Below are 21,032 nucleotides of genomic sequence, written 5' to 3' on the forward strand. Positions count from 1 at the left end.
ATTCATCAAAACGAAAGACCAAGGACCTCATCATGTCTAAAATCCTGCACATCAACAGCAGCGTGCGCGGCACAGGCTCCATTTCCCGCCAGCTGACCGGCGAATTCCTGAACCGCTGGCAAGCAACCTACCCCGCCGACACCGTCACCGAACTGGATCTGGCCACCAATCCCGTGCCGCATCTGACCGAACAGATGATGGGCGCCTTTTTTACTCCAGCCGACAAACGTACACCGGAACAGACAAGCACCGTTGCACTGTCGGACAGCCTCGTGGCTCAACTGCTGGAATCCGATGTCATCGTCATCGGTGCGCCCATGTACAACTTCTCCATCAGCTCTTCATTAAAAGCGTGGATAGACCACGTGGCCCGCGCGGGACTGACTTTTAAATATACCGATACCGGCCCTGCAGGACTGGTCACCGGCAAAAAAGTCTATGTATTCACATCACGCGGCGGCGTCTACAGCGAAGGCCCGGCGAAGGTAATGGATTTCCATGAAACCTACCTGCGTGCCGTATTCGGCTTCCTGGGCATCACCGATATCAGCTTCATCCATACTGAAGGGGTCGCAATGGGCGAGGATGTCGTAGCCAAGGCGGTGCTTGCATCGCGCACTGCGATAAGTGATTTGCTGGCAGCTTGATAGCAAGGCCAGAAATCTTAGCCCGCACTCCTGGTAGGATACCCTCATGACTATCGGGTGATACTCGCCGGGAGTGTCCATCTGCTTGCAGGCCCTTCATCGGCACCTTGGAAACTCAAAAGTTCGAGTGATAGATCGCACAGAGGAGTTTGCCGGCACCCACATTTTTGGACCGTATAATTCTGATGTCATGCTGGTGTCGATGTAGGCTGCGACACGGCATACCTACCCTTAAGTTTGATCTGCGCGATGACATGTGTTACGCAGGTAAGAAGTTTACATGGCGGTTGCATCCGCATGCTGACGGAACGCAGGACTTGCAACGAGTTCGCCAATTTGCATGACTGGCATCGCCATCGGCATTACTCCCGCCGCATCTTCTTAGTCAACACATGATGCGCTGCATCTCACGCAGGCGGCCACCAACAGACTCCGCATTTTTATATGCTATCGCGTCGATTCTAGGTAAAGCCGTAGAAGAAGACGTTTTATCATTGATTCTAGTCCGGTGCCACACCCCATCAGCGCCACCTCTTCTTTATCAAATAACGACTCAAGTAGGCCTTGATTAATCCATATTCACGGCTTCCCTGTTTAATGCAACACGCGCTCAACTGCGCCTTTTTTTTGCAACATTACCGTCTTCAATCGAGTCAATCTTGACGTCAAAGAATTGTCGATAAGAATTACTGTCAGCTGCTCACAACAGAAAAAAATCTTTTTACCAATATGTACTTTTGGCAAATAGCTGTAAAAATAATAAAAGATTACGTGACAAGCAATATTGCGGAAGATACAATCTTTTCAAGATGACTACGAAAAATGATTTTTATACAACAATACATTGGGGAATATATGCTTCAGGGGAAAGCCATGGCGGTCCGTGCCCGCCGCTCTAACGCAGTAGCAGTATTTGCCTTTTATATCGGAGTGATGCTCTATTCCGGCTTCGCGATGGCAGAGTCACGCAACCTTGCTCCAGGCTTCGAGACCTTACCCAAAGGGGCAAAAATTGTCATCATGCCCACGGATATTGAGTTATTTTCACTAAGTGCCGGCGGAGTTGCCGAACCGAAAGCAGATTGGACCGAAGCCGCTTCCCGCCATTTCAGGGCCGCGTTGATCGATAAAAAACAGCAGTTGGGCCTGCTGACCACAGAACTCGGCAAAGATGATGCCGATGAACTGAGTGATGTGAACTACCTGCATGCAGCAGTCGCGCAGTCAATCGCCTTACATCATTTCGGTCCAAGCAATTTGCACCTGCCTACCAAGGAAGATAAGCTTGATTGGTCCCTGGGAGAAGCTGTCGAAGGAATCAAGAAAAAAACCGGGGCCGACTACGCTCTGTTCAGCTGGATACGCGACAGCTACACCAGCAGTGAGCGTGCAATGGCGATGTTTGCGCTGGCGCTGGTCGGTGTCGGCGTACAAGGTGGCTCGCAGGTGGGCTATGCATCGCTGGTCGATCTCAACACAGGCCGCATACTCTGGTTCAATAAACTCTCCAGAAAAAGTGGCGATCTGCGCGAATCGGAGAAGGCCAAAGAAACAGTTGGCGCCCTGCTAGAAAAATTTCCGGTCGCAAAATGAAGCGGCGCCAGTTCTTGGCTGCAGGCTGCGTTGCTGGCACAGGCATGCTTCCTGGCGTAGGTCGCGCCAATGAAACATGGTTCATGCCACAACGCATGGTCCGTCCCGATGCTGCCAGCGATGAAGGCGGTCTATGGGCTTTGATGGACCGGGAAGAAGCGAAACTGCGACGCAGCCCCTTTTCCATTCGGGATCAGGAATTGCACAATTACATTCTGGAGATTATCTGCCGCCTGGCAGGAGATCATTGTCCGGATATCCGCGTTTATCTGGTACGCAACCGCTATTTTAACGCCAGCATGGCCCCCAACGGCATGATGCAGGTATGGAGCGGACTGATGCTGCGTGTAGATAACGAAGCTCAATTGGCTGCCGTGCTGGGACATGAGATCGGCCATTATCTGCAACGGCACACGTTAGACTCATTTCGTGATGCTAGATCACGCAGCGCCTTCGGCGTTTTCCTTGGCATGTTCGGTGTGGTAGGACTGGTCGGCCAGCTAGCCAATGTCGCCGGAAGTTTTGCCAATTCGCGCACCAATGAGCAGCAGGCCGATCGTATCGGCCTGACCCTGATGAGCAAAGCAGGCTACGATCCCGCGGAAGCCTCTAAAGTATGGGAAAACTTGCTGCTAGAGGCAAAGGCCAATCCCGCCGGCGATCCAACCAAAAGCAGCCCCATGTTTGCCACCCATCCACCGATGGAAGACCGCAAGGCAAACCTCGCACAACTGGCAGCTGCATTACCGCGCGGTGTTACGAATGAAAAAATCTGGCAGGAAAAAATGTCAGCATACCGGCATGAATGGCTTAATGAAGAAGTCAAACGGGGCCAGTTTGAAGAAAGCATTGCGCTGTTGAGTCGCCTGATGCTGCGCTCCCCCATGCAGCCGGACTTTGTATGCGCGCGCGCAGACGTATATCGCATGCGAGCATCCAATGCCGACCTGGATGCCGCGCTGGCAGATTATCACGCAGCTGTCGCGCTAGGCAAGGAGCCGCCAGAGACACATCGTGGCATGGGGATGATCTATCGCCAGCGCGAGCAATTGGCAGAAACCCGAAAAAGCTTTACACGCTATCTGGAACTAGCGCCGCAAGCGCCAGATTCGGCAATGATTAAAAATTATCTGGAGGAATTGGGAACATGAAACATGTAAAACAAATCGCCGTCATCGCACTATTGCTCATCTCGACTGGTTGCGTTTCCGTCACCAAGGTAAACTCTGGCGACAGGGCAATCGGCGACAGGCTGCAACTGCATCTGGATGGCGCATGGAACCAGATCAATGCGCCTGCCACTGTTGGTCCTAATTGCCAGACATGGACTATGGAAGGCCTGACAGTGGATCGGATACTGGTCTATTCTGGCCTAAAAAATGATGAACCCATCCACTATCAAGCAGCCAACTCCTCCAACAGCAAGGTGTTTAAATTTAATTCCAATATGCAGCCGGAACAGATAGTCGCATTGTACGAAGGCATGATGACGCGCGATGGCTCCACCTTCACATTAAAAAAACTGGAGCCTGCAATGTTCGGTGGCGTGAAAGGCTTTCATTTTGAATACAGCCTAATCCGCAAGTCTGACAATGTGGAAATATCAGGCATGGGCAGTGGCGCGGTCAGCAAAGGCGAATTATTTGCCATCGTATACCAGGCGCCGCAACTGGTTTTCTACCCGCGCCATCAAGCTAAAGTTGCTCAGATTATCGGAAGCGCAAAGCTGAAAGCCTAACAAGGTGATCAGCCTCCGCTAACGCGGCCAACCTTAGCCTTGCGACCGCTATGCTCCTTGGCTAACCCAGTAACGCCGTTGGTGCCGACCTTTTCAAATTCCCAGACCTGGAGCTCCAGGATCTGGGGCCATATTTTCTGCATTAATAAATTTCCGGCCAGAGAACTGCTTTTCTTATCTCAGCATTGCCACCTCTGATACCGGGCTTCCACCTCCGCTTATAGCGCTGATGGTGCTGATGACCCGCTGAGGAAAACCGCCAATTGAGCGTCGAAAGCGCGCCTGAAGGCGGGCCGCGCTTCACCCCGGGCGACGTAAGCGAGAAGGCTTGGATATGCATTGAGAATATCAGCCCCATTCAACCTGCGCAGCACCGTCACCATCAGAAGATCGCCAGCGCTGAACTCACCGTTGAGCCAGTCGGCATCTCCGAGACGAAGGGAAAGCTCGCCTAGTCGAACACGGACACGCTCCTTCAGCATAGGTAGACGCTCTTCGTACCAGCTCTTGTCGCCCTCCAGAATCATGGCCATGGACAGATCCCAGATCGGCGGCTCCACAGTGTCAAGCGCCGCATACATCCATGAAATCGCCTGCGCCCTGGCAACTGCATCGTCTGGCAAGAGGCCTGCATGGCACTGCGCGATGTGGAACACAATCGCCCCGGATTCGAACAGGACAAGATCACCTTCTTCATAAGTCGGAATCTGCCCGAAAGGATGAAGCGCCCTATGTGCGGGCTCCTTCATCTCACTGAACGAAAGGAGGCGAACGTGATAAGGCTGGTTGACTTCCTCAAGCGCCCACCGAACGCGCATGTCACGCGCCAGTCCCCTCCCGCGATCAGGCGAACGCTCAAATGCGGTAATGGTCGGGATCATGGGAATGTTTCGGTAATCGCATGACTCCACCCAATGTCACGCAATTGATGGCCAAGGCTCTCTTCATCGTGATTTCTCTTATTGGCTCAGTTTCTCGTTGCATAAGGGAAGACTTCTTCCCGCCTACCTCGGCAATCAGCCTTTGCCTTTTATGTAGGAACAGGCTGCCGCAGATGCACTCTACAGCCGCACTATCTTGCCACAAAATTAATGCCAAGTCTGTCAATCGGACGTGGAAATGCGCACAGGTATCCACCTGCCTGCCAAGGAAGCACTTGAACGGATGCTAAATAAGCGCCCTTCAAATTGATCTCATTTTTCTTTCAATTTTAATATTCGATATTTTCGATAATAGAAACGCAAATTTTCCGTTTTTCTTTCTTAATTATTACGTCCATACTGTGATTCATCAGCTCAGGGCGACAGTATCAAGAAGGGAAGCCGCAACCAGCTTTACCAGATTAAATATCGAAAATTCTGAAAATAAACTGATGAATATCACCAAAATTACTTTTATAACATTAAATTAAATTTAACTTTTCATTATTGGAGAACAGCATGGCAATCGCAAAAGCTCAACCAGGTAAAACTTTGCTCAACGGCAGCAACCACACTCTGATCATGATCGACCACCAGTCGCAAATGGCGTTTGCCACCAAATCGATAGATCCTGTCTTGCTGCGCAACAATGCGGCACTGGTTGCCAAGGCAGCGAAGGAGTTCAAGGTTTCCACCATACTGACTACCGTGGCAGAAAAATCTTTCTCGGGACCGATGTTTGATGAAATCAAATCGACGTTCCCGAACGAAACAGTAATCGACCGTACTACGATGAACACTTGGGAAGACAGCCGCATTGCCGACAGGGTCAACGCTATTGGCAAGGACAAGATCGTGCTCGCAGGATTGTGGACCTCGGTCTGCATCGTCGGCCCCGCATTGTCTGCTCTGGACCAGGGCTTCGAGGTGTATGTCATTGCAGACGCCAGCGGCGACGTATCGGATGAAGCCCATCAGCGCGCGATGGAGCGCATGATACAGGCAGGTGCCCGGCCGATGACCTCGTTACAATATTTACTGGAACTTCAGCGCGACTGGGCACGCGGCGAAACCTATAATGAAACCGTCGCAACAGCCATCACCAATGGCGGCGGATACGGCCTGGGCCTGATCTATGCAAAAGCAATGTTCAACGCGAGTGAAGGCCACTGATTTTTCAGTACGTCAATAGATTCATAAGCAGACTCACAAGCAGCCTCATCCAATAGCCTTACCGAATACACCCGCCGCCTCGCCGGCGGGTGAAACCCCAGTCCAATATTCATTGACCAGCATACCCGCATTGCTGATCAATGAATCCCGGAACGACTATATAACATCAGAATCAGGGAGCCCGGCATGTCAGCAGACACCATACTTTTCAACGGCAAATTTCACACCGTCAACCGCGAGCAGCCTCTGGCTGGCGCAGTCGCCATCAAGGACGGCAAGTTCCTGGCGGTTGGCGACATGGAAGAAATGCAGCAGCACCAGGCTTCGTCCACAAAAATGATAGACCTGCAGGGCCGCACCGCAATTCCCGGCCTGAACGATTCCCACATCCACCTGATCCGAGGCGGCCTGAACTACAACCTGGAATTGCGCTGGGAAGGAGTTCCATCGCTGGCGGACGCACTGCGCATGCTCAAGGAACAGGCGCTGCGCACGCCGCATCCGCAATGGGTGCGCGTGGTCGGCGGCTGGACCGAATTCCAGTTCGCCGAAAAGCGCATGCCTACGCTGGACGAAATCAATGCAGCGGCGCCTGATACGCCGGTATTCATCCTGCACCTGTACGACCGCGCGCTGCTGAACCGCGCCGCCTTAAAGGCGGTCGGCTATGGAAAAGATACACCGAATCCACCCGGCGGCGAAATCCAGCGAGATGCCTCCGGCAACCCTACCGGCATGCTGATTGCGCGCCCGAACGCAATGATCCTGTACGCGACCCTGGCCAAGGGACCGAAGCTGCCGCTGGACCAGCAGGTCAATTCCACCCGCCAGTTCATGCGAGAACTGAACCGGTTGGGCCTGACCAGTGCGATCGATGCCGGCGGTGGCTTTCAGAATTATCCGGAGGACTACGAAATCATTGACCAGCTGGCCAAGGAACAGCAGTTGACAGTACGGATAGCCTACAACCTGTTCACGCAAAGAAAAGGCCAGGAATTGGAAGATTTCCAGGAATGGACACAGATGGTAAAACCGGGCGACGGCAGCGATTTTTACCGGCACAACGGCGCCGGCGAAATGCTGGTATTTTCAGCGGCGGACTTTGAGGATTTCCTGGAACCGCGCCCCGACCTCGCGGCAGGCATGGAAGATGAACTGGAGAAGGTGGTGCGGCATCTGGTCAGTCAGCGCTGGCCGTTCCGCCTGCATGCGACCTATGACGAATCCATCAGCCGCATGCTGGACGTGTTTGAAAAGGTCAACCGGGATATTCCTTTCGACGGCCTGCATTGGCTGTTCGACCATGCGGAAACCATCTCGCCGCGCAATATAGAACGGGTACGCGAGCTGGGCGGAGGCATTGCGATCCAGCACAGGATGGCCTTCCAGGGAGAATATTTTGTCGAACGCTATGGCACGGAAGCCGCCAAGCTGACGCCGCCGATCGCGCGCATGCTGGATGCGGGCATCCCTGTCGGCGCCGGCACCGACGCAACACGCGTCGCCAGCTACAACCCGTGGACGGCGCTGTACTGGCTGGTGTCCGGCCGCACGGTCGGCGGCATGCGCCTGTACGACAACCCGGCACGGCTGTCACGCGACACCGCCTTGGCCTTGTGGACCACAGGCAGCAGCTGGTTTTCGAATGAGCAGGGCAAGAAGGGGCAGATCAAGACCGGCCAGCTGGCCGACCTGGCAGTCCTGTCGGCGGATTTTTTCAGTGTGGATGAGGACAGCATCAAGTCCATCGAATCGGTCCTGACCGTGGTGGATGGCCGTATCGTGTACGGCGCGGCAGAATTCACGCCGCTGTCGCCGCCTGCCATTCCAGTGCTGCCGGACTGGTCACCGGTAACCCAGGTACCGGGACACTACCGTGCAGCGGCCAAAGGCCAGCAACAGCAGAAGGCCTTGCTGCCACATCAGTGCATAGGCTCTTGCGGCGTGCATGGCCACTCGCATGACAGGGCACGCAAGTCGTCAGTGCCAGTGTCGGATTTCTCCGGCTTCTGGGGCACGCTGGGCTGCAGCTGCTTCGCGTTCTGACCATTCCGAGTAAGGAGATTCATCATGTCGTATTCAAAAATTCTGCTCGGCCTGGTCCTGTCCTTCGTTACCGGCGTGGGCTGCCAGCTGCTGCACATACCTGTGCCGTCGCCGCCGGTGCTGACCGGCGCCTTCCTCGTATTCATGATGAGCGTCGGCTACTGGCTGGTAGACCGTTTCCTGGTGTCGCGCGCTGCCAAGAACAAGCAATTTTGCGGCGGCCATGCGATAGAGAAAGAAAGGAAATAAACATGGATATCCTGATAGGCGCCGGCCTTGGCCTGGCAATAGGCGCGGTATGCCGCTGGTTGGACATCCCCTCGCCCGCCCCGCCTACGCCGATAGGCGCGTTGCTGGTAGTGGCAATGACGGCCGGTTTTGTCATTGCCGGAAAATTCGCATAACTCGGATAATACAGATAGCACAGATAACACAGACAAGGACTCGCATCATGCATACTTCCATCAAGACACGGAACTCCGTTCCGCTGCCCTCGCCCGATCTGGGCCTGCTGTACCTGCGCCTGACCGGTGCCGCGCTGCTGCTGTATGTACACGGCATTCCCAAGCTGCTTCATTACAGCACCGAACTGCAGCATATTGAAGACCCGTTCCATCTCGGCGCCAGCTTTTCCCTGTGGTTTGCGCTGTTTGCCGAAGTGCTTTGCCCAGTGCTGATCGCCATCGGCCTGCTGACCCGGCTGGCTGCATTGCCGGTAATCGCGCTGCTGCTGGTGGCCATGCTGTTTGTCCATCCGGACTGGAGCATTGCCGACGGCCAGTTCGGCTGGCTGCTGCTGATCGTGTTCGGCGCAATTGCGCTTGCAGGACCGGGCCGCTATTCAATGGATGCAAAACGCGGCCAGCGAGGCCTTTCATGAGCCAGAACAGGGCATTGGGCATAGGCCTGGGATTCACTGCCGGCTATGTCGATACGGTAGGTTTTGTTGCGCTGTTTGGCTTGTTTACTGCTCATGTAACCGGTAACTTCGTGCTGATCGGTAGCGAGCTGGCACGCCCGTCCCACGGCGTGCTGATCAAATTCCTGGCTTTTCCTGCATTTGTGGGCGCAGTAGCGCTAACACGCATGATCGTGATCTGGCTGGAACGCAGCGGCAAAGCGCCTTTGCGCACCTTGTTTGCGGTACAGGTCAGCTTCCTCACGGCTTTCATGTTGCTGGGCTATTTTGCGCTGCCCATCCAGGATACGGAGGCCCTCATCGTGCTTCTGGCAGGCATGTCGGGTGCGGCGGCAATGGGGGTGCAGAATGCCGCCAGCCGGCTTGCGCTAAGCGATATCGCGCCCACGACGGTCATGACAGGCAACGTGACGCAACTGGTGATCGACCTCGTCGATATCCTGCGCGGCAGCGCCGATACCGCTGTGCGCGGCAGGATCACGAAGTTTTTATGGCCCATTGTGGCGTTTGGCGTGGGCGCCATCGGCGGCGCGTTTGCCTATGTGCATTTGCAATTCTGGGCACTGCTGCTGCCGATCGTGATCCTCGGCTGGTTTGCCGTGAGCGAATAATATGCTCAGGAAATCGTAGCCTCAACACCGCGGTGAAACCATTTTTTAGACTAGCCCCGGTGTTTGCCCTAAAATGGCGGCATGAAACATCTAGAACTATTGCTGCCGTTTGCCATCCCGCCCCTCCCTTTGGCCCAGGATCTGGCCAGGGAACTGAAAGTTCCAGCCTTATCGTTGCTGATATCGAGGGCCAAGACGCTCCATACCCGCCAGTTCGAGGAATTTTCCCGGCTTTTGCCGCACGAAGCCCTGTTGTCTGGTGGCGTCACGGACACCGCTGCCAGACAGGACTTTTCTGCCTCCAGCCCCGCCGACACGCGCGACAAGATGCAGGCGCTGGGCCTGACACCGGCTGAAGGCCACTGGTTTACGCTCAGCCCCATGCATATCCACATCGCCAGGGACCACCTGGTGCTCACAGACCAGCGCCGGCTGGGCATCAGCGAAGCCGAGGCACGCGCACTGTTTGCGTCCGCCCACACCATCTGCGAAGAACTCGGCAAGACGCTGCTGTACGGCGACGCCCACACCTGGTTCCTGCGCGCCGATGACTGGGCCGGCATGCAAACCGCCACCCCGGACGCGGCCTGCGGCCACAATATCGATATCTGGATGGCCAAAGGCGGCAATGAACTGCAATGGCGCAAGCTGCAAAATGAAATCCAGATGCAGTGGTTCACTGACAAAGTCAACAACGAACGCGAGATGCAGGGCCTGAAACCTGTCAATTCGGTCTGGCTATGGGGCGGCAGTTCGCAGGTGTCGCAGCAAAAAAATCCTTACGCCGCCAACGCACAGGCAGATGCGGCCATTGCGGCAGGCAGCGGCCGCATCTTGCTCGATGCGCTGCTGGAGCCTGCATTGAATGAAGACTGGGGCGCGTGGCTGGACGCCATGCATGCATTGGAAGCGGCCTGGTATGCACCTGTTGCAACTGCCCTGCAAAATGGCAATCTGGACCGGCTGACGCTGAGCGCCACCGATGCAGCAACGCTGGCGGACTTCACCACAACGCCCTGGTCACTGCGCAAATTCTGGATCAAACCTTCATTCACACCGCTTATTTCCCTGGCCCGACCATGACACGCATCACCACCCGCAGCTATTCGCTGCGCGATTCCGAAATGCTGCGCCAAAGCGGCGTACACCCTGTGCTCGCCAGGCTGTATGCGGCGCGCGGCACCAGGGAAACGGCAGAACTGCTAACCGAGCTGAATGCGCTGATCGCGCCGGCGAGCCTACTGCATATCGACAAGGCCGCCGTCTTCCTGGCGGACGCCATTGCACAGAACAAACGTATGGTTATCGTCGCCGATTATGACTGCGATGGCGCGACCGCCTGCGCAGTGGGCCTGCGCGGCTTGCGCATGCTGGGCGCGCAGGTTGACTACATCGTGCCCAACCGTTTTGAATACGGCTACGGGCTGACGCCGGAAATCGTCGCACTGACCGTCAGGGAAAAATCGCCCGACATCATCGTCACCGTCGATAACGGCATTGCCAGCATAGATGGCGTGGCCGCGGCCAACGCGCTGGGCATAGAAGTGGTCGTCACCGACCATCACCTGCCGGCAGACACCCTGCCGGACGCATGCGTCATCGTCAATCCCAACCAGCCGGATTGCGGCTTCCCCAGCAAGAACCTGGCCGGTGTCGGCGTGATGTTCTACGTGCTGCTGGCGCTGCGCGCGGAGATGCGCAAACGCGGCATCTTCGACACGCAGAACCAGCCCAAGCTGGATACGCTGCTGGACCTGGTGGCGCTGGGCACGGTAGCTGACGTCGTCAGGCTGGATGCGAATAACCGCATCCTGGTGGCGCAAGGCATCAAGCGCATGCGCGCGGGCCGCATGCATGCCGGCATCGCGGCATTGTTCCGCGCAGCGGGCCGCGAGGCGCGCACTGCCAGCCCCTTCGACCTCGGATTTGCATTGGGCCCACGGCTGAATGCAGCGGGCCGCCTGGCCGACATGGCGCTGGGCATAGAATGCCTGACCACCGACGACGAGGGCCGCGCCTGGGATATCGCGCAACAGCTGGACGCCATCAACCGAGACCGGCGCGAGATAGAAGCCGAAATGCAGGATACCGCGCTGGCGCTGCTGGACAATTTCAAACCCCAGGACAGCTGCACCATCACCGTGTTCGACGAAGGCTGGCACCAGGGCGTCATCGGCATTGTCGCGTCCCGCCTGAAAGACAAGTTCTACCGGCCCACCATCACCTTTGCACCCGGCGGCGAAGGGCTGATCAAGGGATCCGGCCGCTCCATTCCCGGTTTCCACCTGCGCGACGCGCTGGACCTGGTTTCCAAACATGCGCCCACGCTGATCCAGAAATTCGGCGGCCACGCAATGGCGGCCGGCCTGACCATACGCGCGGACGACCTGCCGGCCTTCCAGGCGGCGTTTGAAGCGGTCGGCCAAAGCTGGCTACAGCAGCACCAGCTGGAAAGAGTGGTAGAAACCGACGGCCCGCTGGAAGATGCCTACTACACCACCGACTTCATCAGTGTGCTGGACAGCCAGGTCTGGGGCCAGGGATTTGCGCCACCGGTCTTCTGCGATGAATTCAGGCTGATTTCCCAGCGTATCCTGAAAGAGCGCCACCTGAAGCTGCTGCTGGAAAGGAACGGCCAGCGCTACGACGCAATCTGGTTCGGCCATACCGACACCCTGGCCGACAAGGTCAAAGTCGCGTTCAGGCTGGACGCGAATGAGTACAATGGTGTGACGCGAGTGCAATTGATGGTGGAACACGTGGAATAAAGCGTCTTTGCAAGCCGCAGCTGAAACCCCGCATCTGGATGCAGATGCTTTGGCTCACAGACACAATCACATCGTCGGTGAGCGTATCGCGATTACCACAGCGCAATCACAAGGTCATCACCGCGTCATCATCACGACGAGATATTTTTTCAGTGGCTGACGCTATCGGCGTCGGCTACTTGCATGCCGGCTCGCCAGTCTGAGCCGGCTTTGCGACAAATCCTTTAGTGCCTAGGCAGAGCGCTATCGAAGCCTCGCCGAAATTTCTTGTTAGCGCACACGTCTTAGCCTCTACAGGGCTAGCCACAAGCCTTCGGCGTCGCGCTGTGTTTTCCCCTTGAGCTAGCCCTGCACTTCTGTTCAGACGGTGCATTCATGACGGCAACCCTATCAAAACTATTGGTCCTCGCGAGCATCGCTAAACATTTGCACGCAAGTAATAAGCGTGTAACAAGTGCTCTATAAGATGCGCTTGCCCTAGCCACTTCAATTAGCCCAAGGCCGTGCGGCACCTCTTGCGTATTCTCTACGTATTCTTACGTATGTCTCACGTGCGTCCGGGGAATCCCCGGTTTTTTTAGCAGAACACTAGATTACTGACTATCATTATAAAGACCTGCCTCATGACATTCCAACGTACCCACATTGCAAGCGCTGTCGCGCTGCTCGCCGCATCAGCCAGCGCCTACATGCCAGCTTATGCACAAACCAGCACCGGCTCCAATGCCCCAGCTTCCCAGACCGCAGCCGCAGCGCCGGAAAGCGCAACCGAAAACGTGATCGTCACCGGCACGCACCGATCCAACCGCACGCAGTTCGATACCATGGCGCCGGTCGACGTATTCACCCGCGATGACATTGCCTCGGTTGAATCGAACGATCTCAATAGCGTGTTGGCGCAGCTGGTGCCCTCTTTCGTCGTGCAGCGCCTGCCGCTGGCGGACGGCCAGGTGTTCGTTCGCCCTGCCACGCTGCGTGGCCTGTCGCCGGACCAGACTCTGGTACTCGTGAACGGCAAGCGCTTCCACCGCAGCGCCCTGCTCGGCGCACGTGGCGCCCAGGCCGCCGATCTTGCGCAAATTCCGGTCAGCGCAATTAAACGCATCGAAGTGCTGCGCGACGGCGCGTCCGCACAGTACGGCTCGGATGCTATTGCAGGCGTCATCAACATCATCCTCGACGACAGCATCGACACCGACGTGTCGCTGCACGCGTCGCGCTATACCGCCGGTGACGGCTTAGCCAAAGAATTCAACGGCAAGACCGGCTTTACCTTTGGCGAGACCGGCCGTGTCACGCTTTTCACCGAACTGAGCAAATCGGATCCGACCTCACGCACGCGGCAACGACCCGACGCCATCGCCTTCCAAGCCGCCCACCCCGACCTGAATGTACCGAACCCGGTGCAGCGCTGGGGCCAGCCTGATCTGGAAAACAAACGCATCGGCTACAACGCCACCGTCGATCTGTCCGACACCACCACCCTATACAGCTACTTGATGTATGGCGACAGTGACGGCACTTCCGATTTCAACTGGCGCAATCCCGACACCACTCCTGGCTCCTACAAGGTCACCACCCTATTCCCGGGCTGGAATCTGCGCTCGCTCTATCCAACGGGCTACAGCCCGCAATATTCGAACAAACAGACCGACCTGCAACTGGTAGCCGGCCTGCGCGGCCGTTTCGTCGACAGCCTGGCTTGGGATGTCAGCGGTTCGTTCGGCCGTAACCGTATAGACTACCATCTGGGCAATTCGATCAATGCCTCGCTGGGACCGACCAGCCCGACATCGTTCTACCTGGGCCAGCTGTCGCAAGAAGAAAAAATTCTCAATGCAAGTTTTAACTATGAGATGCCCGTGGCCGGCTTGTCGCAGCCGGTGAACGTGGCCTTCGGCACAGAACTTCGCAAGGAAACCTACGGGGTCAACGCCGGGGATCCTGCATCTTATGCAGTGGGGCCGGGCGCAGCACTGGGGCTCGACGCCAATTCCAATGGGTCGCCAGGCTTTAGCGATCGCCAGGCCGGCAACTGGTCCGAGAACAGCTATGCCGCCTTCCTCGACGTTGAAGTGCCATTTACCGAACGCTTCAGCGTGGGCGGTGCAGCCCGCTACGAACATTTTTCCGAGTTCGGCGATACTGTCAACGGCAAGCTGTCTGCGCGTTACGCGATAACGCCGGACTTCGCGCTGCGCGGCTCCTACTCTACCGGTTTCCGCGCACCGACACCAGGCCAGCTCAACACAAGCAGCACTACCCAGGGCCTGGATACCACCACGCTGCAACTGTTCACCAGTGGCCGCCTTTCCGTCAACGATCCGCTTGCGGTCCAGCTCGGCGCCAAGGCACTGAAACCGGAAAAATCGAAAAACCTGTCCGTGGGTCTGACCTGGAAAAGCAGTGATGGCTTCTCCGGCTCGGTAGACGTGTATGACATCAAGGTAAGCGACCGCTTCAGCACCTCGGCTTCGTTTGCCATACCGGCTGGCGTTCCCAATCCGCTGCACTACACGTCAATCAACTATTTCACCAATGATTTCGACACGACCACCAAGGGCGTCGACATCGTCAGCAACTATCTGCGTAACATTGGTGGCGGCCGCCTCAATTTGACAGCCGCATACAACTACAACATCACCAGGGTCGACAATGGCAATTCCAGCGTAGTGACCAACTCGGCCCAGCGCATCGTGTTCGAGCAGATGCTGCCGCGTAATAAGGCCACCTTCAGCAGCACTTATGACATAGCTCAGTGGAGTGCTCTGGCGCGCGTGCGTTATTACGGCGCATGGACCGACAGTAGCGGTAACGCCACCGGCGACATCTTCCAGCGTTTCGGCGCGATGCGCTTCCTTGATCTGGCCGCCAGCTACAAGATCAGCAAAACGCAATCGCTAAAAGTGGGCGTTGACAATGTGCTCAACAAGTATCCGGACGAAGCCACATTCCAGGCCAGCCGCGGCCTGATCTACTCGCGCAACGCACCCTACGACACCGACGGACGCAACTTGTATGTCGAATATCGGATGAAATTTTAATGGATGATCACACGAGCAAGGCCCGGCGCGCGTGGTTGCGCGCCGGTGTACTGCTGCCGCTGGCGCAGGTCGCGCTGGCGGCAACGCCTTCAGAAGCAGCCATAACATCCGGCTTATCCAGCGCGCCCGTGCCGGTATCTGCGGCCATGCCGGCGCCGCCGGCCGGCGTGAGTCCCGAGGCGCTAGCGCAGAATCGGCAATATTGGGCCAGCGTGGCAGCCCAGTACGACATGGACGACCGGGTGGTGTTGCTGGACAACGGTTTTTGGGGTTCGATGGCGCGCCCGGTGCTGGAGGCTTACCAGGACCATACCGCCAAGGTCAACCGCGGCAATTCCTGGTATGCCCGCACCGATTTTCCCGGCGACTACAAAGCGGCGCTTCAGCGCACGGCTGCGGCGCTAGGGGTGTCACCCGATGAAATCGTTTTCACACGCGGCGCCACCGAAGCACTACAGGCGCTGATCAGTGGCTACCGCCATCTGGGCAGTGGCGATACGGTGCTTTACGCTGACGTTGACTACGATAGCATGATAGACGCCATGCGCTGGTTGAAGCAGCGCCGCGGCGTTGACGTGGCCACCATCAACCTGCCGGAGCCGGCTACGCATGAATCGGTGATTGCCTGCTACGCTAAGGCGCTCGACCAGCACCCGCGCCTCAAATTACTGTTACTGACCCATGTTAACCACCGCAACGGCATGGTCTTGCCAGTAGCGCAGATCGCCAGCATGGCACGTGCACGCGGTGTCGACGTCATCGTCGACACCGCGCATGGTTTTGGCCAGCTGGATATGCGCATCCCTGATCTGCAGGCCGACTTTGTTGGCATCAACCTGCACAAATGGATAGGTGCGCCGGTCGGCGTAGGTGCGGTGTACATCAAGCGCGGCCGGGTCCAGGATATCGATCCCTACATGGGCCAGCCAGAAAGCAACAGCATCTACCCGCGCGTGCACACAGGCACGGCCAACTTCGCCGCCTTCATGACCCTGCCGCTGGCGCTGGAACTGCATGGCCAGGTTGGCGTAGCCAACAAGCAAGCCCGATTGCGGCTGCTGCGTAACCGCTGGGTCGAGCCGGCGCGCAAGATCGCCGGTATCGAGATACTCGCTTCCTCAGACCCGCAACTCACCAGCGCCATTGCGTCGTTCCGCCTGAAAGGGCGTACATCGCTGGCTGAAAATATCGCGCTATCGAAGCGTCTGCTAGAAGAACATGGCATTTTCACCGTATACCGCGACGGTTTGGCTTCAGGATCCTGCGTGCGCGTGACGCCATCGGTTTTCACGCCGGAAAGCGACATGGATAAGCTGGTCGTAGCGCTACATAAGATTGCTGCCTCTGCGTAGTCACTGCTTTATCAATGCCCCAGGGTGCGTCTACACAAAAACGGTTCTCGGACAATGATGTGAACCTGCAAGATCGTGTCTTTACGGTCTTGCAGGTTGTACTAATCCGGATTATTTGACTTGCGTTACCGTCAGACCCTGTTTGCGCAGCAGGTCCACCACGCTGCCGTCGCCGACGAGGTGGCCTGCGCCGATAACGACAAAAACTTTGCGGCCGTCGCGGAACAGCCTGCCGATTTTATTTGCCATCTCCGGGTTGCGGTCGTCTATCAACAGTTTCATGACCCTGGCGGAGCCTGGGTCCTTGCCTGCCTCTTTGGACAGTTGCTCAGCCAGGCCTTTTTCATCGCCGGCTTTCCATGCCTTGGCAAGATCCCTGACGTAGGCGACTGCCTCGCCATTGTCAAAACCGTCCAGCACATCGGCCAGCATGGCCTCTCCATCCTGGTCGCTCAAACCTCCCAGTACGGCCGCTTGAAATTCGATTGACTCCAGTTCCACCAGGCTTTTCTTGTCGGCCTTGGCGCGCGCCAAAAAATGCAGGTCTATACCCGCATCGGGATTGAAACCCAGGTCGGCATACAAACCTACGGCCATCACCACCGACAGCATTGCAGGCTTGAGCGACTTCATTTGCTCCAGCGAAGGCCCCAGCCTGGCCGATAATTTTTGCCAGGTCGCGGGGGCAACGTGCTTTTGCAGGCTGTCTTCCGCTTTATACGTCAGATAGGGAACCATCCTGGCGGCGACATCGCTCGCACTGGGGTCCACTTCCACCGCCAGCGTGTCGGCCTGCAGGTAGGCGCGCTCCACATAGGCGGGCAAAGGGTAGAAATCCGGCCTGGCGACATGGATGGAGCCCAGCAAGAACACCGAATTCTTATCCCCCTTCACTTCCCATAGCAGCGGCTGCGAGGCCGAGGCAAGGCCGCCGGCATCGGTTTTCAGAGCCTGGGCTTGTGCGCCCGCCACTGCTGCCAGAAAAGCCGCCAGCAGGAATTGCGCAGCAAAGCGGAACAGAATTTGGGGGGTGATCTTCATTATTTGCTGAATCCGAAGTAAGCCGAAGGAAAAGCCCAGCAAGTGCCTGGGAACCGCCAGCTTAGCGCATCGTATTGCGGGAGTAAAACCGTGCGCCTGCACGCAGCACTGGTCGAAGCGCCCGGCAACGCCGTAAGCTGGCACCGGGAACCCAGGTCGCACGGCCTCCGGAATCCTGTGCATTTATAACAAAAATATCTGCAACCCTATGATTATTCTAAGAAAAATAACCCTGCTCGCCAGCGGGATGATGCGTTTTCCGGTACAATGCGGGCCATGAATATCGCGCCAAAAAATATCTTTTCCTACCCCCGCCATCGGGCATTGAGCAAATCGCCTGCCCCTTTCCTGCCCATGTCCCGCGCCGAGATGGATGTGCTGGGTTGGGATAGCTGTGACGTGATCCTGATCACCGGGGACGCTTATATCGACCATCCCAGTTTCGGTATGGCGCTGGTGGGCCGTCTGCTGGAACATCAAGGCTTCCGCGTCGGCATCATCAGCCAGCCGGACTGGCACTCGGCAGAAGCGTTCCGCGCACTGGGCAGGCCGAACCTGTATTTCGGCGTCACAGCGGGCAATATGGATTCGATGGTGAATCGCTATACGTCGGACCGCAAGATACGCTCCGAAGATGCGTACACGCCGCATGGCGACCCCAACAAGCGCCCCGACCGCGCGCTGGTGGTATATGCACAAAGGGCACGCGAAGCGTATCCGGATGCCAACGTCGTCATCGGCAGCATAGAAGCCAGCCTGCGCCGCATTGCGCATTACGACTACTGGTCGGACAAGGTAAGACGCTCCGTGCTGCCGGACTCCAAGGCTGACATCCTGCTGTTCGGCAATGCAGAACGCGCGCTGGTGGACCTGACGCACAGGCTGGCTGCGGGCGAAGCCATCAAGGATATCCGCGACCTGCGCGGCACCGCTTTCATGACCCCTGCCGGCTGGCTGCCGTCGGAAGAATGGAGTGTGACCAATTCCGTCAAGCTGGATACGCCGGGCAAGGTGGAAGCGCATACCGATCCTTACGCGATGATTCCGGAAAAAGAAGCCAAGTGCTCTACGGATGCACCGGATGCAGCCGACACGGCAAGCACCGCTGGCATTCCAGGCACCATAGACGCCAGCAACCCGGATGCCGCCGCAACGGTTGCCAATGTTGTCAAACAGCAGGCCATCCGCATCATGAGCCGCGAAGAACGCCAGGCCATGCTGAAGGACAAGCACCTGAAGACGGTGATCCGCCTGCCTTCGTATGAAGAAATCAAGGACGATCCGATCATGTATGCGCATGCATCGCGGGTGTTCCACCTGGAAGCCAATCCGGGTAATGCCAAGGCCTTGGTGCAGGCGCATGGCGAACGCGACGTGTGGCTGAACCCGCCGCCGCTGCCGCTCGCCATGGACGAGATGGATGGCGTGTACGACCGCGCCTATGCGCGCGCGCCGCACCCGAGCTACGGCAAGGCTCGCATCCCGGCGTGGGAAATGATCCGCTTCTCGGTCAACATCATGCGCGGCTGCTTCGGCGGCTGCACTTTCTGCTCCATCACCGAGCATGAAGGCCGCATCATCCAGAGCCGTTCCGAACCATCGATCCTGAAAGAAATCGAAGAAATCCGCGATAAGGTCAAAGGCTTTACCGGCACCATTTCCGACCTAGGCGGCCCGACCGCGAATATGTACCGGCTGGCCTGCAAGGACAAAAAGATAGAAGAATCCTGCCGCCGCCTGTCCTGCGTCTACCCGAGCATCTGCTCCAACCTGGGTACCGACCACAGCAAGCTGATCTCGCTGTACCGCAAGGCAAGGGCCATCCCCGGTGTGAAGAAGATACTGGTCAGCTCCGGCCTGCGCTACGACCTGGCCGTGCGCTCGCCTGAATACGTGAAGGAACTGGTCACCCACCATGTGGGCGGCTTGCTGAAGATCGCGCCGGAACATACCGAAACCGGACCTTTGTCGAAAATGATGAAGCCGGGCATGGGCGCCTACGACGAGTTCAAGGCGATGTTCCACAAATATTCAAAGGAAGCAGGCAAGGAACAATACCTGATCCCCTACTTCATCGCCGCCCATCCCGGCACGACCGATGAAGACATGCTGAACCTGGCGCTGTGGCTGAAGAAATACGATTTCAAGCTGGACCAGGTGCAGACCTTCATGCCGACGCCGATGGCGCTGGCAACGACGATGTACCATACCCGCAAGAACCCACTGAAAAAAATCTCGGCGGATTCCGAAGTGGTGGAAACCGTGCGCGCCGGCAAAGTGCGCAAGCTGCACAAGGCTTTCCTGCGTTACCACGCACCGGAAAACTGGGAAATCATTCACGATGCGCTGGTCCGCATGGGCCGCCGCGATCTGATAGGCAGCAGTGAAAGGCACCTGATCCCTTCGCGCCAGCCTGCGATTCCCGTGCCTTCCACGGCAACCGGCATCGTCAACGGTAAGCGTATCGCCGCGCCGAAGATGAATACCTTCGGCAAAAAACCGGCGCCAAGGACAGGCGCAAGCGCTATCGCCGCCGCGCCGCGCATCACATCGCTGTCATACAACACCGCAAAGCCGAAACCTGCACCCGTTAAATCGGGCCGCAAATAAGAATTTGCTGATTTGCAACGAAAGGCTGCTCACAGGAAACTTGAGCAGCCTTTTTTAACCCCTCACAAGTCCACGCGGGCTTGCCGATGTACAATTTGCTGAAACCGCTTACCTCGCTATCCAGTCTTTGCACGACGTTTGAATCGCCATCCCACGCAGATCGGAGACATCATGAAGCACATGAAGACGGTATTGATCCTGGAACATACGGAAGAGGTTTTCGACAAGCTCACCTGCGACGTTTGCGGCGCCGAATCCAAATGGGATGAAAACTGGGGCAGCGAATCCCATGAAAAGATCATCACAACGGTCCAACTGGAAGAGGAAGAATCCTTTCCCGATGGCGGCCAGTCGCTGCAAACCCAGTACCATATTTGCCCGGGCTGCTTCAAGCAGCATCTCAGCAAGTGGTTTGAAAGCCATCGTAACAGCAAACCTACCGTGACCAGTTCGGTCTGGTAATGTGATGCCGACACGACCTCCAGGGCACAAATCGCTCTCTTTCGGCTGTGCATTTCTGTCAAGTTTGCGGCTGCCAGCCGTCCGCTAGGGTATAATTTAAGGTTTGAT

The 21,032-nt window shown here is 56.9% G+C and carries 18 protein-coding genes; 16 read left to right on the forward strand and 2 right to left on the reverse strand.

What is annotated here, in order from left to right; translation table 11 throughout:
- Positions 1-32: 32 nt before the first annotated feature.
- The 4 genes from ACO0LO_RS00050 to ACO0LO_RS00065 all read left to right on the forward strand — a co-directional run bounded on the left by ACO0LO_RS00050 (position 33) and on the right by ACO0LO_RS00065 (position 3,978).
- A complete protein-coding gene (locus ACO0LO_RS00050; RefSeq protein WP_422962151.1) occupies positions 33-647 on the forward strand; it encodes an FMN-dependent NADH-azoreductase in 615 nt (204 codons plus the stop codon).
- An 873-nt stretch (positions 648-1,520) separates the two neighbouring features.
- Complete coding sequence (locus ACO0LO_RS00055; RefSeq protein ID WP_422962152.1) at positions 1,521-2,240, forward strand: hypothetical protein; 720 nt, start codon at positions 1,521-1,523, stop codon at positions 2,238-2,240.
- An 83-nt stretch (positions 2,241-2,323) separates the two neighbouring features.
- Entirely contained in the window at positions 2,324-3,391 is a 1,068-nt protein-coding gene (locus ACO0LO_RS00060) for a M48 family metalloprotease (protein ID WP_422962153.1), read from the forward strand.
- A complete protein-coding gene (locus tag ACO0LO_RS00065) occupies positions 3,388-3,978 on the forward strand; it encodes a hypothetical protein (protein ID WP_422962154.1) in 591 nt (196 codons plus the stop codon). The genes ACO0LO_RS00060 and ACO0LO_RS00065 overlap by 4 nt, the downstream gene beginning before the upstream one ends.
- Positions 3,979-4,196: 218 nt before the next feature.
- On the opposite strand, the gene ACO0LO_RS00070 is transcribed toward ACO0LO_RS00065, so the two are convergent.
- Positions 4,197-4,859: a glutathione S-transferase family protein gene (locus tag ACO0LO_RS00070; RefSeq protein WP_422962155.1), complete on the reverse strand. Its 663-nt coding sequence runs from the start codon at positions 4,857-4,859 to the stop codon at positions 4,197-4,199.
- A 558-nt stretch (positions 4,860-5,417) separates the two neighbouring features.
- On the opposite strand from ACO0LO_RS00070, the gene ACO0LO_RS00075 reads away from it, so the two are divergent.
- From ACO0LO_RS00075 to ACO0LO_RS00120, 10 genes are all read left to right on the forward strand, one after another.
- The gene (locus tag ACO0LO_RS00075) at positions 5,418-6,071 is read left to right on the forward strand and encodes a hydrolase (RefSeq protein WP_422962156.1); all 654 of its coding nucleotides are present in this window, start codon (positions 5,418-5,420) and stop codon (positions 6,069-6,071) included.
- Positions 6,072-6,257: 186 nt separating this feature from the next.
- Positions 6,258-8,117, forward strand: a complete 1,860-nt coding sequence (locus ACO0LO_RS00080; protein WP_422962157.1) for an amidohydrolase — start codon at positions 6,258-6,260, stop codon at positions 8,115-8,117.
- Positions 8,118-8,141: 24 nt separating this feature from the next.
- Complete coding sequence (locus ACO0LO_RS00085; protein WP_422962158.1) at positions 8,142-8,366, forward strand: DUF1427 family protein; 225 nt, start codon at positions 8,142-8,144, stop codon at positions 8,364-8,366.
- Between the two features lie 2 nt (positions 8,367-8,368).
- Complete coding sequence (locus ACO0LO_RS00090; protein WP_422962159.1) at positions 8,369-8,521, forward strand: DUF1427 family protein; 153 nt, start codon at positions 8,369-8,371, stop codon at positions 8,519-8,521.
- Between the two features lie 47 nt (positions 8,522-8,568).
- Positions 8,569-8,997 (forward strand): DoxX family protein, encoded by a 429-nt coding sequence (locus ACO0LO_RS00095; protein WP_422962160.1) that lies wholly within the window; start codon positions 8,569-8,571, stop codon positions 8,995-8,997.
- Positions 8,994-9,647, forward strand: a complete 654-nt coding sequence (locus ACO0LO_RS00100; RefSeq protein WP_422962161.1) for a YoaK family protein — start codon at positions 8,994-8,996, stop codon at positions 9,645-9,647. Before ACO0LO_RS00095 ends, ACO0LO_RS00100 begins: the two co-directional genes overlap by 4 nt.
- Before the next feature lie 81 nt (positions 9,648-9,728).
- Positions 9,729-10,730, forward strand: a complete 1,002-nt coding sequence (locus ACO0LO_RS00105; protein ID WP_422962162.1) for a hypothetical protein — start codon at positions 9,729-9,731, stop codon at positions 10,728-10,730.
- Positions 10,727-12,415, forward strand: a complete 1,689-nt coding sequence (recJ, locus tag ACO0LO_RS00110; protein WP_422962163.1) for a single-stranded-DNA-specific exonuclease RecJ — start codon at positions 10,727-10,729, stop codon at positions 12,413-12,415. The genes ACO0LO_RS00105 and recJ overlap by 4 nt, the downstream gene beginning before the upstream one ends.
- 623 nt (positions 12,416-13,038) lie before the next feature.
- Positions 13,039-15,459, forward strand: a complete 2,421-nt coding sequence (locus ACO0LO_RS00115) for a TonB-dependent receptor plug domain-containing protein (RefSeq protein ID WP_422962164.1) — start codon at positions 13,039-13,041, stop codon at positions 15,457-15,459.
- Positions 15,459-16,811, forward strand: coding sequence for an aminotransferase class V-fold PLP-dependent enzyme (locus tag ACO0LO_RS00120; protein ID WP_422962165.1), 1,353 nt, complete (start codon positions 15,459-15,461; stop codon positions 16,809-16,811). Before ACO0LO_RS00115 ends, ACO0LO_RS00120 begins: the two co-directional genes overlap by 1 nt.
- Positions 16,812-16,922: 111 nt before the next feature.
- Here ACO0LO_RS00120 and ACO0LO_RS00125 read toward each other — a convergent pair whose 3' ends face one another.
- On the reverse strand, positions 16,923-17,852 hold the full coding sequence (locus ACO0LO_RS00125) for a TraB/GumN family protein (protein ID WP_422962166.1): 930 nt from the start codon (positions 17,850-17,852) through the stop codon (positions 16,923-16,925).
- Positions 17,853-18,206: 354 nt separating this feature from the next.
- On the opposite strand from ACO0LO_RS00125, the gene ACO0LO_RS00130 reads away from it, so the two are divergent.
- Both ACO0LO_RS00130 and ACO0LO_RS00135 read left to right on the forward strand, forming a co-directional pair.
- Positions 18,207-20,462: a YgiQ family radical SAM protein gene (locus ACO0LO_RS00130; protein WP_422962801.1), complete on the forward strand. Its 2,256-nt coding sequence runs from the start codon at positions 18,207-18,209 to the stop codon at positions 20,460-20,462.
- A gap of 171 nt (positions 20,463-20,633) precedes the next feature.
- Positions 20,634-20,924, forward strand: a complete 291-nt coding sequence (locus ACO0LO_RS00135; protein ID WP_422962167.1) for a hypothetical protein — start codon at positions 20,634-20,636, stop codon at positions 20,922-20,924.
- The last annotated feature ends 108 nt before the right edge of the window (positions 20,925-21,032 follow it).

This window comes from Undibacterium sp. TJN25 (genome assembly GCF_049339885.1).
Lineage (GTDB): Bacteria > Pseudomonadota > Gammaproteobacteria > Burkholderiales > Burkholderiaceae_D > Undibacterium.

Excerpts from the sequence above, each read along its gene's own strand:
- ACO0LO_RS00050 (WP_422962151.1), top strand. The coding sequence starts at position 33 with ATGTCTAAAATCCTGCACATCAACAGCAGCGTGCGCGGCACAGGCTCC.
- ACO0LO_RS00055 (WP_422962152.1), top strand. The coding sequence starts at position 1,521 with ATGGCGGTCCGTGCCCGCCGCTCTAACGCAGTAGCAGTATTTGCCTTT.
- ACO0LO_RS00060 (WP_422962153.1), top strand. The coding sequence starts at position 2,324 with ATGCCACAACGCATGGTCCGTCCCGATGCTGCCAGCGATGAAGGCGGT.
- ACO0LO_RS00065 (WP_422962154.1), top strand. The coding sequence starts at position 3,388 with ATGAAACATGTAAAACAAATCGCCGTCATCGCACTATTGCTCATCTCG.
- ACO0LO_RS00070 (WP_422962155.1), bottom strand. The coding sequence starts at position 4,859 with ATGATCCCGACCATTACCGCATTTGAGCGTTCGCCTGATCGCGGGAGG.
- ACO0LO_RS00075 (WP_422962156.1), top strand. The coding sequence starts at position 5,418 with ATGGCAATCGCAAAAGCTCAACCAGGTAAAACTTTGCTCAACGGCAGC.
- ACO0LO_RS00080 (WP_422962157.1), top strand. The coding sequence starts at position 6,258 with ATGTCAGCAGACACCATACTTTTCAACGGCAAATTTCACACCGTCAAC.
- ACO0LO_RS00085 (WP_422962158.1), top strand. The coding sequence starts at position 8,142 with ATGTCGTATTCAAAAATTCTGCTCGGCCTGGTCCTGTCCTTCGTTACC.
- ACO0LO_RS00090 (WP_422962159.1), top strand. The coding sequence starts at position 8,369 with ATGGATATCCTGATAGGCGCCGGCCTTGGCCTGGCAATAGGCGCGGTA.
- ACO0LO_RS00095 (WP_422962160.1), top strand. The coding sequence starts at position 8,569 with ATGCATACTTCCATCAAGACACGGAACTCCGTTCCGCTGCCCTCGCCC.
- ACO0LO_RS00100 (WP_422962161.1), top strand. The coding sequence starts at position 8,994 with ATGAGCCAGAACAGGGCATTGGGCATAGGCCTGGGATTCACTGCCGGC.
- ACO0LO_RS00105 (WP_422962162.1), top strand. The coding sequence starts at position 9,729 with ATGAAACATCTAGAACTATTGCTGCCGTTTGCCATCCCGCCCCTCCCT.
- recJ (WP_422962163.1), top strand. The coding sequence starts at position 10,727 with ATGACACGCATCACCACCCGCAGCTATTCGCTGCGCGATTCCGAAATG.
- ACO0LO_RS00115 (WP_422962164.1), top strand. The coding sequence starts at position 13,039 with ATGACATTCCAACGTACCCACATTGCAAGCGCTGTCGCGCTGCTCGCC.
- ACO0LO_RS00120 (WP_422962165.1), top strand. The coding sequence starts at position 15,459 with ATGGATGATCACACGAGCAAGGCCCGGCGCGCGTGGTTGCGCGCCGGT.
- ACO0LO_RS00125 (WP_422962166.1), bottom strand. The coding sequence starts at position 17,852 with ATGAAGATCACCCCCCAAATTCTGTTCCGCTTTGCTGCGCAATTCCTG.
- ACO0LO_RS00130 (WP_422962801.1), top strand. The coding sequence starts at position 18,207 with ATGTCCCGCGCCGAGATGGATGTGCTGGGTTGGGATAGCTGTGACGTG.
- ACO0LO_RS00135 (WP_422962167.1), top strand. The coding sequence starts at position 20,634 with ATGAAGCACATGAAGACGGTATTGATCCTGGAACATACGGAAGAGGTT.